Below are 16,071 nucleotides of genomic sequence, written 5' to 3' on the forward strand. Positions count from 1 at the left end.
GAAACCTTACGCTACCAAATTTAATAACCGGAACTTCAAATAAACTCATGAAGAAGCTTTTGTTCACTTTAGTATTTATTATTTCACTTTCTGTATTTGCACAAAAGAAAAAACCATCACAACATATAAAGGTTGAAAACAATTCAACTCTGCAAACTTTTTTAGAGGAAAACGATGTTCCTATTAATGTAAAAGATTTAGCTACATTGGATTATCTTGGTTCCTGGATAGAATTTAATAATAACGATTTTTTGCAAGTTCCAAGTGCCTATTTCTTTAATAGAGAAGGCTACAGGACTGCCAAAAAATTTGTTGGTGAAAGATGCTCACAGACCATAAAAGGAATGGAAAAAATAGATTCTTATAAAGTTGACAAAGATGAGAATATAAACGACTGGGTTAGTAAATACATGGCCTTCCCTTTTGCTTCAGAACCCATTTTTGGAGAACCTTAAGATGCTTATGTGATTATTTTTTATTGCAAATGTCTGGAGGAATTTGATGATGTTAATGCAACCGCCTTTAGATGGTATAAATCTCTTATAAACAATGATAAGGTAAAGGTTAAAGCCATTCTATTAAATCTTGATATACAAGAAAGTTGGAATATTACCGACGAACAAAAGAAAGCAATAGGAATAGAATAAAAAAAGGGTAGCAATTAAAGCTACCCTCATCTATTTACTATAAACTTATGTTTTACACAGGCCTGTAATCTGCAAATCTTTCCAGCACCTGATCAAGTACAGCATATACATCGGCAGAATCATCATGGGTAACCATTCGCTGTCTGTATTCTTTAAAGTTAGGAATGCCTTTAAAATAATTGGTATAGTGGCGGCGGGTTTCAAAAACACCCACACGCTCACCTTTCCATTCTATAGCCCATTTAAGATGATTACGCGCAGCTTCTACCCTGTCTTCAAGCGTTGGTGCAGCCAAATGTTCACCGGTTTCAAAAAAGTGTTTTATTTCATTAAATATCCACGGATAACCAATAGCCGCACGGCCGATCATTATACCGTCTATTCCGTATTCATTTTTATAGTGCAGTGCCTTTTCAGGACTATCGATATCACCATTGCCAAAAATTGGGATGTTTAAACGCGGATTATTTTTCACACGGGCAATGTGGCTCCAGTCGGCTTCACCTTTATACATCTGCGCACGGGTACGCCCGTGAATAGTAAGCGCTTTAATACCTACATCCTGTAATCTTTCGGCAACCTCATCTATATTTATTGAATCTTCGTCCCAGCCCAGCCTTGTTTTTACTGTAACAGGTAAAGAAGTACTGTTTACTACTGCTTTGGTAAGGCGTACCATAAGATCTATATCTTTAAGCACTCCTGCCCCGGCACCTTTGCATACTACTTTTTTTACCGGACAGCCAAAATTTATATCTACAATATCAGGATTTACAGCTTCAACTATTTTTGCCGAAAGTGCCATAGCCTCTTCATCTCCACCAAATATCTGTATTCCTACGGGACGTTCGTAATCAAATATATCCAGTTTCTGTCGGCTTTTCATAGCATCACGTATCAAACCTTCAGACGAAATAAATTCGCTGTACATAAGGTCGGCACCATGTGCTTTACATAGCCTTCGGAAAGGAGGATCGCTCACATCTTCCATAGGCGCCAGCAACAACGGAAACTCAGGCAGTTCTATATTGCCAATCTTTACCATTTTCTTCATTTTGTGCAAAATTACAATAATTTAAATAAATTATAGAAACGCCTTAATCTCATCATGGTACAAAAAAGAGCCAAATAACATATGTAAATTTCATTATAGAAATTTTATATGCCTGCATAGAAAACAAGAATAGCAAAACCTGATTTTCGCCAAATTGACATCATATCTTTGTAGTGTTAAAACATACAATATACATTTAACTGCCGCCCCCACCGGTTAAATATAAATGATATTGATAATTTTAGATTGGTTGATTGGTTATGAATGGTGCGTAAAGAAATCTTTATGCACTTTTCTTTTTACTGTGATTGTACAATTTCGTGAAAAAATAGCTACTCAGCTTTTTTTCAAAATAAAATGTAAATTTTTTCTGATTTGAAGTTCTTTAAAAAACACACAAAATTAAGATTATCAATAAATTATAATTGCAAATCTTACAACTACAACGTTGTAGGGCAGTATTTTGGTTATGATCAAAAAAATAACCCTGAAAAAACATTTTTGAATACTTTTTTGCTTTTCCTTTGCATAAATTTTTTAATAAATATTTAACATTGTGTTATTAGCTGTCCCCCACTGGTAACCCGATAAAATTAATTGCTGTAAATAGAATTATAGCTATTATCTAAAGCAAAAAAACAGCGTACGATGCCCCCCAACGAACGCTGTTTTTTTATTTACCGCTACCGTTTGCAACTCGCTAAGTTTAAACTATATTTGCCGATTAAATTTGCTACCTTTACGTGTAATGCGTTAAGGATTGATGCAATGTGCCTTACACCGTTAAAGCCACACCTGAAACGCACCGTAAGGGCACGCCCAAAAATTGATAACAGACGAAGATGAAGCATATTAGAAATTTTTGCATTATTGCCCACATAGACCACGGTAAAAGTACCCTGGCAGACAGGCTGCTTGATGCCACACAAACCGTAACTGCCCGCGAACAGCAGGCTCAGCTGCTGGATAACATGGATCTGGAGCGCGAACGTGGTATTACTATTAAGAGCCATGCCATACAAATGGAGTACACCTATAAAGGCGAACAGTATATACTTAACCTTATTGACACTCCGGGGCACGTAGATTTCTCGTATGAGGTATCCCGTTCTATTGCTGCATGCGAAGGGGCACTGCTTATTGTAGATGCTGCACAAAGCATTCAGGCACAAACCATAAGCAACCTGTATCTTGCGTTAGAAAACGACCTGGAAATTATTCCTGTACTAAATAAAATAGATTTACCGAGTGCAAACCCGGAGGAAGTAAGTGACGATATTGTAGATCTGTTAGGCTGTAAACTGGAAGACATTATACCTGCCAGTGGTAAAACAGGCCTTGGTGTAGATAAAATACTTGAAGCCATTATAGAGCGTATTCCTGCTCCTAAAGGAGATCCGGATGAACCGTTACAGGCTTTAATATTCGATTCTGTATATAACCCGTTCCGTGGTATTGAGGTTATATTCAGGGTTATAAACGGTGCAATTACCAAAGGCCAGAAAATTAAATTTATGGCTACAGGCAAAGAATATTTTGCCGACGAAATTGGTACGCTTAAACTAAATCAGGTACCTAAAACAACAGTTAGCGCAGGTGATGTTGGCTACCTTATATCGGGTATTAAAGAAGCACGTGAGGTAAAAGTGGGTGATACTATTACCGATGCCAAAACGCCTACCACAAACATGATTGCCGGTTTTGAAAACGTAAAACCAATGGTATTTGCAGGTATTTATCCTGTAGATACTGAAGATTACGAAGAACTGCGTAACTCTATGGAGAAATTACAGCTTAATGATGCTTCGCTTGTGTTTACGGCAGAAAGCTCTGCGGCACTTGGTTTTGGTTTCCGTTGCGGCTTCTTGGGAATGCTGCACATGGAAATTATTCAGGAGCGCCTTGAGCGCGAGTTTGACATGACAGTTATTACTACTGTACCCAACGTGTCTTACCTTGCCTACACCAAAAAAGAGCCTACAAAACCAATTGTAGTAAACAACCCGTCTGACTTACCGGAGCCTTCTAAACTTGATCACGTAGAAGAGCCTTATATTAAAGCTACCATAATTACAAAGTCTGACTTTGTTGGTAACGTAATGAGTCTTTGTATTGAAAAACGTGGTTTGATTACAAACCAGACGTATCTTACCACAGAACGTGTAGAGCTTAACTTTGATATGCCGCTTGCCGAGATCGTATTCGATTTTTATGACAGGCTTAAAACGGTATCTAAAGGATATGCTTCATTTGACTACACTCCTATCGGCATGCGCACATCAAAACTTGTTAGACTTGACGTTTTGCTTAACGGACAGCCCGTAGATGCATTGTCTGCGCTTATCCACGAAGACAACGCCTACAACATTGGTAAAAAAATGTGTGAGAAGCTGAAAGAACTTATACCACGCCAGCAGTTTGATATTCCTATTCAGGCAGCTATCGGGGTTAAAGTAATTTCGCGTGAAACTGTTAAGGCACTTCGTAAAGACGTTACCGCAAAATGTTACGGTGGGGATATTTCCCGTAAGCGTAAACTTCTTGAAAAACAGAAGAAAGGTAAAAAACGTATGCGTCAGGTAGGTAATGTAGAGATTCCGCAGGAAGCATTTATGGCGGTATTGAAACTGAATGACTAGATATCAGTATTGAGAATTGAGATAGTAGAACCCGGTACTTATGTGTCGGGTTTTTTTGTTATTTAAAATAAAGCAAGCCCCTCATAGTAAGCCCTCACAGAAATCCGATTAAGATTTTCTTAACTTTTAAATTAACAAATATATTTATATTTGTATTTTAAATAAATTCTTTATGAAGAAAGACGGACAGATTATTATAATCGAAGATGACAAGGAAGATGGGGAAATACTAAAAGAAGTAATTGACGATCTGGGATACAATAATGAGGTTATAATACTGCCTGACAGCACACTTGTAATGGAATTTTTGCAGAAACCTGAAATCACGCCCTTTCTTATATTTTCAGACATCAATATGCCAAAAATGAGCGGTTACGAATTGCGTGACCTGGTACTTGCAGACCCTAACCTGCATGATAAAACAGTTCCTTATATCTTTTTTAGCACGGCAAGCGACCCCGATACTATAAAAACTGCTTATAAAAAAGCGGCTCAGGGCTTCTTTACCAAAATTACCGATTATAACGAGTACAAAGACGTGATAAAAAAAATAATTGAATACTGGAAAGCTGCTAAAGTGCCTGATAAAGAATAATCAGTAACCAAATGTAACATGAATCCCTCACTTGAGGGATTTTTTATGTTATAGAAAGGCTAATATTCTCCCGTATAATCACGATTCGCAATACATTTGCAGTTGGAAAAACTGCTATCATGAAAAAGACCGGACAGATTATTATTATTGATGATGATGAAGACGACAGGCTGATATTTGAAGAGATACTTAAAAGCCTGAATCTGCCAAACGAAATTATACTTTTAAGCGACAGTACCGAAGTTATCCCCTTTTTGCAACAGGAACATATTAAGCCTTTTATGGTAATATCTGATATTAATATGCCTAAAATGAACGGTTTTGAACTTCGTGATGAAATACTGAAAGATGAAATGCTTACCGAAAAAACCCTTCCCTTTATATTTTTTACTACCGTGGGAAGCGGCTATACTGTAGAAGAAGCTTTTAAACGCTCCATACATGGGTACTTTCATAAAACAAGCGATATGCAGCGCCTCACGGAAACATTAAAGGAAATTGTAGATTACTGGTGTGATGCCGTAGTGCCTGAGATAGAGTAAGTATTGCTTACTGCTTTATAAACTTCTAAATCGTACCTTTGCAGCTTTGTAATTGAGCAATTAAGAATTTAGAAGAAATGATAGAAGATAAAAACCAGCAACGTACAAGTCTTTCCGCACTTGGCGAATTCGGACTTATAGGACACCTTACCAAAAATATTGAAACAAGTCAGCCTTCTACCCTGAAAGGGATAGGCGACGATGGCGCTGTACTTGATTTTAAAGATAAGAAAGTAGTAGTTTCTACCGACCTGCTTGTTGAAGGCGTACACTTTGACCTTGCCTACATGCCGCTTAAACACTTAGGCTATAAAGCAGTTGTTGTAAATGTAAGCGATATATGCGCCATGAATGCTACCCCAACCCAAATTACAATATCTATTGCGGTATCTAACCGGTTTCCGGTTGAAGCACTTGATGAACTGTATGACGGTATGAAACATGCTGCTAAAATTTATGGTGTAGATATTATAGGCGGCGATACTACCTCATCTCAAAAAGGAATGATTCTGAGCATTACAGCCATTGGTGAAGCAAATGCTGAAGAAATTACTTATCGTAATGGTGCATCAAATACCGACCTGCTTGTTGTTACCGGAGATGTTGGTGCAGCCTATATGGGCCTACAGGTTTTAGAACGTGAAAAGCAGGTATTTGAGGTAAACCCAAACAACCAGCCTGATTTAGACGCTTATAGCTACTTAATAGAACGCCAGCTTAAACCGGAAGCCCGTAAAGATGTAAAAGAGCTTTTAAAGGCCCTTGAAATACAGCCTACGGCTATGATCGATATTTCCGACGGATTATCTTCAGAGATTATACACCTTTGCAAAAATTCGGGAATTGGCTGTAACCTATATGAAGAGAAGATTCCGGTTGATCCTCAGCTTATAAATGTATGTGAAGAATTCAATATAGATATCACTACAGTAGCTCTTAATGGTGGCGAGGACTACGAACTGTTGTTCACCATTAAAATGGAAGACTTTGACAAGATAAAAGGCAATCCTAACTTTACTGTTATAGGCCACATGACACAGGAAAGCGAAGGCATACACCTTATTACCCGTGCCAATACTAAAATTCCGCTTAAAGCACGGGGATGGAACGCACTTAATGAAGAAGAATAAATATTTTAAAGTCCGGCATTAATTAAATAGCCGGATTTTTTTATAAATACAACCTGCTAATAATGAAAATATTATTTTTTATCTTAGATAAAACTTTAGCTCGTTATTAAAACTATGCAGATGAAAAAAATTACTTTATTATTAGTACTCATTCTCATTAATATATCCGCCTGTGCTCAGGAAGGGGAAATTGCAGATATACAGAAGAATTACGACGTATTTACTATAGAGCAAACACCCGATATACTGAAAACTAACGATTTTTCCTTTGCATCAGTACTTTTTAAGCCTGGCTACAATAAAAATTTCACAGATTTATATTTACAGGTATCTGAAAAATATCCACCTGGAAATTTTTCCCCGGGAAAATTTGAAAAACACCCTGTATCTTATCTTATAAACACATACAGTGATACTGCCAATGATTATATCAATGGATTTTCTTTGGGCAAATGGAATAATAATAAAGGCTTTGAACTGAATATAAGTTTAGGAGGCAAATGTGGTCTTTAGAAGTAAGCATATAAAACTAAAGGCTCCTAATAGGAGCCTTTAGTTTTTATTACATCTTCATTAACCAGTTCCTTACCGAAACTGCCTCATTTATTATATTTCTAAGTTCAGATATTTTAACCCTGTCCTGTTGCATTGTATCGCGGTGGCGAATGGTTACCGTCTGGTCTTCCAGTGTCTGATGATCTACGGTTATACAGAAAGGAGTACCAAGAGCATCCTGTCTTCTGTAACGGCGGCCTACAGCATCTTTTTCATCATAAGCTACATTGAAGTCCCATTTAAGCTCATCAATGATCTCTCTTGCAACATCAGGAAGTCCGTCTTTTTTAACCAATGGCAATACTGCAGCTTTAGTAGGTGCTAATACTGCCGGAAGGCTAAGTACTGTACGTACAGAACCGTCTTCAAGGGTTTCTTCTTTTAATGAATTAGAGAATACCGCCAGGAACATCCTGTCTAATCCCACAGAAGTTTCTACTACATATGGCGTGTAATTCTGGTTCAGTTCGGTATCAAAATACTGTAATTTTTTACCCGAAAACTGTTCATGCGCTTTAAGGTCAAAGTCAGTTCTTGAGTGAATTCCTTCAAGCTCTTTAAAGCCGAAAGGAAAGTTAAACTCAATATCGGCAGCAGCATTAGCATAATGTGCTAATTTTTCATGGTCATGGAAACGGTAGTTTTCTTTACCAAGCCCTAACGACAGGTGCCATTTCAGCCTTGTTTCTTTCCAGTACTCATAGTATTTCATTTCTTCGCCCGGGCGAACAAAGAATTGCATTTCCATCTGTTCAAACTCACGCATACGGAAGATGAACTGTCTTGCAACGATCTCATTACGGAAAGCCTTACCTGTTTGCGCAATACCAAAAGGTATCTTCATACGGCCTGTTTTCTGTACGTTAAGAAAGTTTACAAATATACCTTGTGCTGTTTCCGGACGCAGATATAAATCCATAGCATTGGCTGCTTCGGCACCAAGTTTGGTACCAAACATAAGGTTAAACTGGCGAACCTCTGTCCAGTTTTTAGAACCGGTTTCCGGATCGGCAATTTCAAGCTCTTCTATAAGGGCTTTTACGTCGGCAAGGTTTTCTGTTTCCAGCGAACGTGCCATACGCTCAAGTATTTCTTTTTTCTTAGCAAGGTATTCTACAACACGGGTGTTGGTAGTAATAAACTCCTGTTCGTTAAAAGCATCGCCAAAACGAACTCTTGCTTTTTCTATTTCTTTCTGGGCTTTCTGGTTTATCTTTTCAGCATAATCCTCAATAAGCACATCGGCCCTATATCTTTTTTTAGAATCTTTATTATCAATCAAAGGGTCATTAAAGGCATCTACGTGCCCCGATGCCTTCCATGTTGTAGGATGCATAAAAATTGCGGCATCTATACCCACAATATTTTCGTGCATCTGCACCATAGATTTCCACCAGTATTCCCTGATATTCTTTTTCAGCTCTGCACCATTTTGTGCATAATCGTAAACAGCGCTGAGTCCATCATATATTTCGCTCGACGGAAAAATAAATCCGTACTCCTTTGCATGCGAAATAACATTTTTAAATATATCTTCTTGTTTTGCCATAGTGGTGCAAAAATATAAAAAGCAGTTGTATATATAGACGCATTGCAATTAGAAAATAACCGAAAAACGTTTTTGTTAAAAAAAGTACGAAAATCGACACATTATTAATAAATATCATAACATTCTCTTAAAACACTTGCTCAATAGGAAAACAATTACAATTTTGTTATTTTAGCAATCCCTAAATTAACCACCTATATGTTTGTAGCTTTACTAAACCTGCTATTTCCGGCAGTATGTTCGGGCTGCAAAGGCACATTGCTTGAAAGCGAGCGCCTTATATGCACCCACTGCCGGCACGATATGCCTTTTACCCAGCACTATTTAAATGAAAATAACGAAACTGCACAAAAATTCAGAGGGCGTATTCCGGTTGAACATGCATCGTCAGTATTGTATTTTAATAAAGACGGTATAGTTCAGGAGCTTATACATAACCTTAAATACCGTGGAAAAGAAGAGATTGGCGCTATAATAGGAGAATGGTATGTGCATGACCTTAAAAATGTGGAAGCCCTGAAATCGGTGACTGACATAGTACCTGTGCCCCTGCATATAAAAAGATTTTATAAAAGGGGTTATAACCAAATTACAAGTTTTGGCTTAACCCTTGCCGACGGACTTGGGAAAACCTTTAACAATACCCTGCTTAAACGGTCTACTTTTGCAAAAACACAGACAAATAAAAACCGCGCGGACAGAGCTGAAATTATAGGTAATGCCTTTGAAATAAATGCTACACAAGCCGATAACGGAAAGCATTTTTTAATTGTTGACGATGTAATTACTACCGGAGCTACACTGGAGGCCTGCGCAAAGGCACTGCTTAAAATTCCCGATGCAAAAGTTAGTATAATTACTATAGCTTATGCACAGTAAAATAAGTGTTTCCTTCTTAGTTCGGCGTGCTTTAAACCGGGGATGCAACATTTTTTAAAAACATTTCGTTTACAGGGAATATAATTGTTATTTTGTGCAGTCAAACAATACAATATGCTGAAAAATAGAATTCTCCTGTATATACTGTTTACCACAGCTCTTTTTGCGTCCTGCGCAAAAAGAGGTGCTATTACCGGAGGGCCAAAAGATACTATTCCGCCCCATATTATTAGCAGTTCGCCCCAAAACATGAGCACGCAGTTTAAAGGCAGCGAAATTCGTATAAATTTTAATGAATACATTAAAATTAAAGACATTAATAAGCAGCTTATTATTTCGCCGCCAATGGACACGCAGCCCTATATAACACCTATGGGTAGTGCCAGCAAATTCATAAATATAAAAATTAAAGATACCCTTAAAGAAAACACTACTTACAGCTTTAATTTTGGACAAAGCATTACCGATAATAATGAGGGAAATCCGTATTCCCAGTTTAAATTTGTATTTTCTACAGGAACATATATTGACTCGCTTACGCTTAACGGCAGGATAAAAGATGCTTACTCTAACAAAACCGATAACTTTGTTACTGTTGCCCTATACGAAGCTGACGAAACCTTTAACGATTCTACTATCTACAAACAGCGCCCGCGCTATGTTACCAATACGCTGGACAGCATGGTACAGTTTTCGCTTCAAAACCTTAAAGAGGGCAAATACCACCTTATAGCACTTAAAGATGCCAATAACAATTATAAATTTGATCCTAAAAGTGATAAAATAGGCTTTCTTAACCAGACTATTGACGTGCCTAACGATACCATTTACCAACTGGAACTGTTTCAGGAAAAAAGGCCTTATAAACCCCGCAAACCTGTGCAGGTTAACTCCAACAGGCTATATGCAGGCTATGAGGGCGATTACCGCGGGATGAAAGTAGTAGTAAAAAACGGTGAAGGAACTGAAGTTATACCTACCCTTACAACAAAAGTAAAAGATAAGGACTCGCTGCAGGTATGGCTGCCAAGAAAAATAACTGCCGATTCGCTTAAAGTTACAGTTTCCAATAAAGATTCTATTAAAGATTTTACTGTGAAGTTCAAGGAAATGAAAACAGCCGACTCGCTTAAAATAGATGCGCTTCAAAAAGGAGGGCTGCATTTCAGGGAAAAATTTACACTTTCGTCACTAACGCCGCTGATTAGTATAGACAGCAGCAAAATAAGCCTTATAGATAAAGATTCGCTTGCTCTAAAATACACCCTGAAATATGATGATTTAAAGCAGGAACTGGTATTTGACTTTGAAAAGAAAGAAGAACAGAAATATACTTTTACCTTACTGCCCGGAGCCTTAAAAGACTTTTATGAGAAGGAAAATGATACGTTAAGTTATAAACTTGCTACAAAAACCTATATTGACTATGGCAACCTGAGGCTAACGCTGCAAAATGCAAAACGATTTCCTATTATGGTGGAGGTTATAGGGAGCGGTGGCAAAGTAGAAGCCTTTTATTATACCGAAGGTGAAACCAAAATAAATTTTGACAATTTAGTGCCCGACAAATATACGCTGCGTGTATATTATGATGATAATAAAAACAGGCAGTGGGACACCGGAAGCTATATGGATAAAATACAGCCTGAAGAGGTTATTTATATGCCTAAAACCATTGATGTAAGGGCAAACTGGGATCCTGAAGAAACTTTTGACATTAAAGGTGGAGGGTAAAACTATCCCTGTCATTTAAAAAGCCCAGTTTTTTACGGGTTTCCAGCATACTATCCTTATCAAGTTTTATAGTAAATACATCTTCATTAACTGATGGCATAACGGCATATGCCCCAAGGCAGTCAAACACTTGTGAATGTCCGGGATAAGCATGCCCGTTGTTATCGTTTCCAACACGGTTCACTCCGGCTACATAACACATATTTTCTATAGCGCGGGCTTTTAGTAAAGTATCCCACGCAGCCACACGAAGAGATGGCCAGTTGGCAACATAAAGCATTAAGTCGATATCTTCTGTATTACGCGAAAAAACCGGAAACCTGAGGTCATAACACACTAACGGACAAATTTTCCAGCCACGGTAGTTTATAATAAGCCTTTCGGTACCTGCCGTATAGGCTTTATCTTCTCCGGCAAGTGAAAACAAATGGCGTTTATTATAGGTCTTTATTTCGCCATCCGGCAGAATAAAAAACAGCCTGTTGTAATAGTTTCCATTTTCTTCTATTACCAGGCTTCCTGTAACAGCACAATCTTTTTTGGCAGCCATTTTCTTCATCCATTGTACTGTTTCGCCATTCTTAGTTTCGGCAACGCCTTCCGGTTTCATGGTAAAACCGGTAGCAAACATTTCAGGCAGCATTATAATATCTGTATCTTCTTCAATACTATTTATAAGTTTTTCAAAATTGTTACGATTAGCTTCCGGGTTTTCCCATTCAAGAGAAGTTTGTAAAAGTGATATTTTCATGAGAGATGGTTATATCTTAAAAGTACAAAAAAAGATTTCTTGCGATGTAACTACTTTTCCCTCATTTGGAATCGTTTGATGGTTAAATTTTAATAATACCGTAATTCTAACCAACCCGGCTTTCAGCCACCCCTCCAAAGGAGGGGAAATATCAAGTGTAAGATTTATTACTAAAGTATAAAAACACGAAAGCCGGGCACAACCCCGGCTTTCTAACTAACCTAAAACTCTAAACAATTTATATTGAAAATCTATTCAATTAACGTAAATGAGGCCTTTAAATGCTCTACCATAACTTCAAACTCCCCTGTTTCCAGTATCGTTTTTCCGTCACGGCCTATATAGCTAAGGTCGGCAGGAGTAATTTCAAACCATACGGTTTTACTTTCTCCCGGCTTAAGTTCAATTTTTTCAAATCGGCGCAGGCGTTTTACATCAGGTGTAACGCTGCTTGCATATACATCGCTTGTAAATAAATGCACTACTTCTTTTCCGGTTACTTTACCGGTATTGGTAACTGTCACACTAACTTTTAGGTTATTTCCCTTTTTAAGCTGCGTCTTATCTATAGTTAAATTACTATAGCCAAAAGTGGTATAACTAAGTCCGTCGCCAAACAAAAATTGCGGGTTATAGTCTGCCTCATAGTTATAAACACCTTCAGCTTTCTTTTGTTCTTCAGATGGTTTATGTATGTATGATATAGTAGCATTAGGAAAACGCGGATAGGTATAAGGCAGTTTACCCGATGGGTTTACATCTCCAAATAATATATCGGCAAGGGCATCCCCGCCAAAGTTACCCGGCAGGTATGTCTGCACTATTGCATTCATCTGCTGTTCAAAACGGCTTATTATTCTTGGCCTTCCCTCATTAAGAATAAGCACTATAGGCTTACCTGTAGCAGAAAGTTTTTTAGCAAGTTCTGTTTGTAGTTCAGAAAGGTACAGATCATTAAGATCTCCCGGTTTTTCGGTATAAGTATTTTCGCCAAGGCAGAGTAAAATAACATCGCTGTTTTTAGCAGCAACTATAGCCTCGTCCATTTTATCAGCAAACTCATCATAATAATGACCGTCCATTTTGTAGCTCACACCAGGCACATAGGTAACGTTAGCTTTTCCGATCTCGTTTTGTACCGCTTCAAGAATAGTGTTGTATTGTCCGGCAAACTCTTCTACCTTTTCGCCCTGCCAAGAGTACGTCCATGCACCGTTAAGCGTGCGCATACTGTTGGCATTTGGTCCGGTTATTAAAACTTTAGTCGTTTTTTTTAACGGAAGAATATTACCCTCATTTTTTAATAAAGTGATAGCTTCTGCCGCCATATCATACGATGCTTTTTCAAACTCTTTACTACCAAATTCAGGGTAGTCTTTAGGGTTTGTATTCGGTTTATCAAAAAGGTTCAGTGCATACTTTACTTTTAGTATCCTGCGAACGGCATCATCTATTCTTTCCTGCTTTACTTTGCCTTCTTTTACAAGCTGTATAAGGTTATCACAAAAAACTTCATACTTATATGGCACCATAGACATATCTATACCTGCATTAATGGCAAGCATTACAGCTTCTTTATCCGTAGCTGCTACCCTGTCGCGCCTGTGCAGATTTTCTATATCTGCCCAGTCTGTTACAACAAGTCCTTTAAAGCCTAACTCTTCTTTAAGCAGTTTGGTAAGAATAGTGTAATTGGCATGCACCGGAACCCCGTTGATTATGCCCGAATTTATCATTATAGTATGTGCTCCAGCATCTATCGCCGCCTTAAAAGCCGGTAGATGGTATTCGCGTAATGCGTCTTCAGATATATAAGAAGGCGTACGGTCTTTACCCGATGCTGTTGCATGGTAACCTAAAAAGTGTTTAAGGCTGGCAGCTACTTTTTCAGGGTTGCCTATATTATTGTCTTTACCTTCTAAACCGTTTATCATAGCAACGCCAAGTACCGAAGCCAAGTAAGGATCTTCTCCAAACGATTCCCACATACGTGAAAAACGCGGATCCATCCCTAAATCAAGCACCGGCCCAAAATTCCAAGGAATATTGCTTGCACGGGTTTCGTAGGCTGTTATGGCTGCCCCTTTTTCTACCAATTGCGGATTGCGGGCTGCTGCCTGCGCTATCTGCTGCGGAAACATTGTAGCTCCGGCAGTATAGGTAGCACCATGAATTTCATCCACGCCATAAATAACCGGGATTTTATGAGCATTAAGTTGGATAGATGTTTTTTGGATTTCGCTTATAATTTCAAACCATTTTTTAGTGGTAAGTGCCCGGTTATTGGCGGTATTTAATACCGACCCGATATGATAATCGCCAAGGGCTTTTTTCATTTCGGCCGGATCTAGTGTTAAGGGTTCAAAACTTGAGTACCTGTCTTTGCCTTTGCCTATTACGTCAAGCGTAATCTGTGTCATCTGCCCTACTTTTTCCTCAAGCGTCATTTTAGTTAAAAGCGTTTCAACTTTTTTATCAGTATCAGTCTGCTTTTGCTGTGCACTGGCAGTTGCAAATGTTACTCCAACAATTACTAAGGCAATATGTTTTAAAGTAATCCTCATTATAATACAAGGGTACTAACAGCACCTGCTTTTAGTGTTATTGTAACTGATTTGCTGCCATCATTTACATCTATGGTTTTATCGGCTTTAGATGTGTTCTGAATAATAGCCACCGTATTTCCGGCAGGTGTTTTGTAAGCCACATTCGGCAGGCCATCTATTATATTAGATTCTACTCTCACCGAACCAGGACGTACAAATTTTGAGGCATGTGCTATAATATAATAAGCAGGTTCACGTGTTACTTTATCACCGGTAATAGTCACAGCACCAAGACAACGATCACATCCACCTCTATCAGTATGCGGATCCTGATTTTCATCGGCAGCAAGATTCCATTCCAATACGGTTTTACACCAGTTACGCGGTGCCCCTATTATAAGATTTTCTATATGCCAGTTAAGCTCTTTTGCAAAATCACCAGGTGCACCAACCCATTGCTCTGTAAAATACAGGTTCTTATCAGGATGTGCTTCATGTACAGAGGAAACAGCATCTATTTGTCCGCCATAAAGGTGAAAAGCAGCACCGTCTATATATTTTGCAGCTTCTTTATCATTAAGAATAGTGATAGGATAATCCGGTCTGTCGGCATTATGATCGTAAACTATTATTTTAGTTTTTATACCATTCTTTTTAAACTCAGGCCCCAAATGATCGCGTACAAATACCTTTTGGTCTTCGGCAGGCATTAAAAGGCTTGGATTATTACCCGGGTGAAGCGGCTCATTTTGCACCGTAAGCGCATCTATAGTAATGCCGTTCTTTTTCATTTCCTGAATATACTTCACAAGGTACTTAGCATATGCAGTATAATATTCAGGTTTAAGACTGCCACCGCGCGTATCTCCGTTAGTTTTCATCCAAACAGGAGGCGACCAGGGCGATCCTAATATTTTTATTGATGGGTTTATTTTAAGTATTTCTTGCAATACAGGTATTAAATACAGCTTATCATAACCAAGATCAAACTTTTCCAGATTTACATCGGTTTGACCTTCAGGCATATCATCATACGAAAATACTTTCTCGTCAAGATCACTTGCACCTACACTTATCCTTATATAGCTTGAGCCCAGATCATTTACTCCCGTACCATATATTTCCTGTAAAAACTTAGCTCTTGCCGGAGCGCTCATTTTTGAAATGTGCATAGCGCTTCCCCCGCTAAGAGTATAGCCAAATCCATCCATTTCCTGATATGTTTTATCAGTATTAATGGTTAGCTGAATATTGTTATTGTTTTTTGATTGATTTGATGATGTAATGTCCTGTTTTTGCAATAAAACAGATTTATCTGGCATTGTAACCCACAATTCTGAGGCAGTATTGCTGATTGTTTTTGTAGTTCCGCAACCTGTTACCATAGCTGATAAAACTACAGACATTACAATTCCGCATAATAGATTTTTCTTTTTCTTAAGCATGGTAA

The 16,071-nt window shown here is 38.2% G+C and carries 13 protein-coding genes; 8 read left to right on the top strand and 5 right to left on the bottom strand.

Annotation, left to right across the window (positions count from 1 at the left end; genetic code table 11):
- The first annotated feature begins 47 nt into the window (after positions 1 to 47).
- Complete coding sequence (locus NHE85_RS04875) at positions 48 to 455, top strand: hypothetical protein (protein ID WP_252810212.1); 408 nt, start codon at positions 48 to 50, stop codon at positions 453 to 455.
- A 244-nt stretch (positions 456 to 699) separates the two neighbouring features.
- Here NHE85_RS04875 and dusB read toward each other — a convergent pair whose 3' ends face one another.
- Positions 700 to 1,692 (bottom strand): tRNA dihydrouridine synthase DusB, encoded by a 993-nt coding sequence (dusB, locus tag NHE85_RS04880; RefSeq protein WP_252813277.1) that lies wholly within the window; start codon positions 1,690 to 1,692, stop codon positions 700 to 702.
- An 851-nt stretch (positions 1,693 to 2,543) separates the two neighbouring features.
- Between dusB and lepA the strand changes: the two genes are divergently transcribed.
- The 5 genes from lepA (at position 2,544) to NHE85_RS04905 (ending at position 7,120) form a co-directional block, all read left to right on the top strand.
- Positions 2,544 to 4,340: a translation elongation factor 4 gene (lepA, locus tag NHE85_RS04885; protein ID WP_252810215.1), complete on the top strand. Its 1,797-nt coding sequence runs from the start codon at positions 2,544 to 2,546 to the stop codon at positions 4,338 to 4,340.
- A 172-nt stretch (positions 4,341 to 4,512) separates the two neighbouring features.
- Positions 4,513 to 4,935 (top strand): response regulator, encoded by a 423-nt coding sequence (locus NHE85_RS04890; RefSeq protein ID WP_252810217.1) that lies wholly within the window; start codon positions 4,513 to 4,515, stop codon positions 4,933 to 4,935.
- A gap of 119 nt (positions 4,936 to 5,054) precedes the next feature.
- The gene (locus NHE85_RS04895) at positions 5,055 to 5,477 is read left to right on the top strand and encodes a response regulator (RefSeq protein ID WP_252810219.1); all 423 of its coding nucleotides are present in this window, start codon (positions 5,055 to 5,057) and stop codon (positions 5,475 to 5,477) included.
- 77 nt (positions 5,478 to 5,554) lie between these two features.
- On the top strand, positions 5,555 to 6,607 hold the full coding sequence (gene thiL / locus NHE85_RS04900) for a thiamine-phosphate kinase (protein WP_252810221.1): 1,053 nt from the start codon (positions 5,555 to 5,557) through the stop codon (positions 6,605 to 6,607).
- A 120-nt stretch (positions 6,608 to 6,727) separates the two neighbouring features.
- On the top strand, positions 6,728 to 7,120 hold the full coding sequence (locus NHE85_RS04905; RefSeq protein ID WP_252810223.1) for a hypothetical protein: 393 nt from the start codon (positions 6,728 to 6,730) through the stop codon (positions 7,118 to 7,120).
- A gap of 49 nt (positions 7,121 to 7,169) precedes the next feature.
- On the opposite strand, the gene NHE85_RS04910 is transcribed toward NHE85_RS04905, so the two are convergent.
- Complete coding sequence (locus tag NHE85_RS04910) at positions 7,170 to 8,711, bottom strand: glycine--tRNA ligase (protein WP_252810225.1); 1,542 nt, start codon at positions 8,709 to 8,711, stop codon at positions 7,170 to 7,172.
- Between the two features lie 198 nt (positions 8,712 to 8,909).
- On the opposite strand from NHE85_RS04910, the gene NHE85_RS04915 reads away from it, so the two are divergent.
- Both NHE85_RS04915 and NHE85_RS04920 read left to right on the top strand, forming a co-directional pair.
- Positions 8,910 to 9,590: a ComF family protein gene (locus tag NHE85_RS04915; protein WP_252810227.1), complete on the top strand. Its 681-nt coding sequence runs from the start codon at positions 8,910 to 8,912 to the stop codon at positions 9,588 to 9,590.
- A 114-nt stretch (positions 9,591 to 9,704) separates the two neighbouring features.
- A complete protein-coding gene (locus NHE85_RS04920) occupies positions 9,705 to 11,324 on the top strand; it encodes an Ig-like domain-containing protein (protein WP_252810229.1) in 1,620 nt (539 codons plus the stop codon).
- On the opposite strand, the gene NHE85_RS04925 is transcribed toward NHE85_RS04920, so the two are convergent.
- The 3 genes from NHE85_RS04925 to NHE85_RS04935 form a co-directional block, all read right to left on the bottom strand.
- Positions 11,308 to 12,075 carry an amidohydrolase gene (locus NHE85_RS04925; RefSeq protein WP_252810230.1) on the bottom strand — a complete coding sequence of 256 codons (768 nt, stop codon included), beginning with the start codon at positions 12,073 to 12,075 and terminating at the stop codon, positions 11,308 to 11,310. The genes NHE85_RS04920 and NHE85_RS04925 overlap by 17 nt on opposite strands.
- Positions 12,076 to 12,326: 251 nt before the next feature.
- On the bottom strand, positions 12,327 to 14,639 hold the full coding sequence (locus NHE85_RS04930) for a glycoside hydrolase family 3 N-terminal domain-containing protein (protein ID WP_252810232.1): 2,313 nt from the start codon (positions 14,637 to 14,639) through the stop codon (positions 12,327 to 12,329).
- Positions 14,639 to 16,066, bottom strand: a complete 1,428-nt coding sequence (locus NHE85_RS04935) for a glycoside hydrolase family 30 beta sandwich domain-containing protein (protein ID WP_252810234.1) — start codon at positions 16,064 to 16,066, stop codon at positions 14,639 to 14,641. The genes NHE85_RS04930 and NHE85_RS04935 overlap by 1 nt, the downstream gene beginning before the upstream one ends.
- Positions 16,067 to 16,071 lie beyond the last annotated feature (5 nt).

It is taken from the genome of Flavobacterium sp. NRK1, assembly GCF_024054175.1.
Lineage (GTDB): Bacteria > Bacteroidota > Bacteroidia > Flavobacteriales > Flavobacteriaceae > Flavobacterium.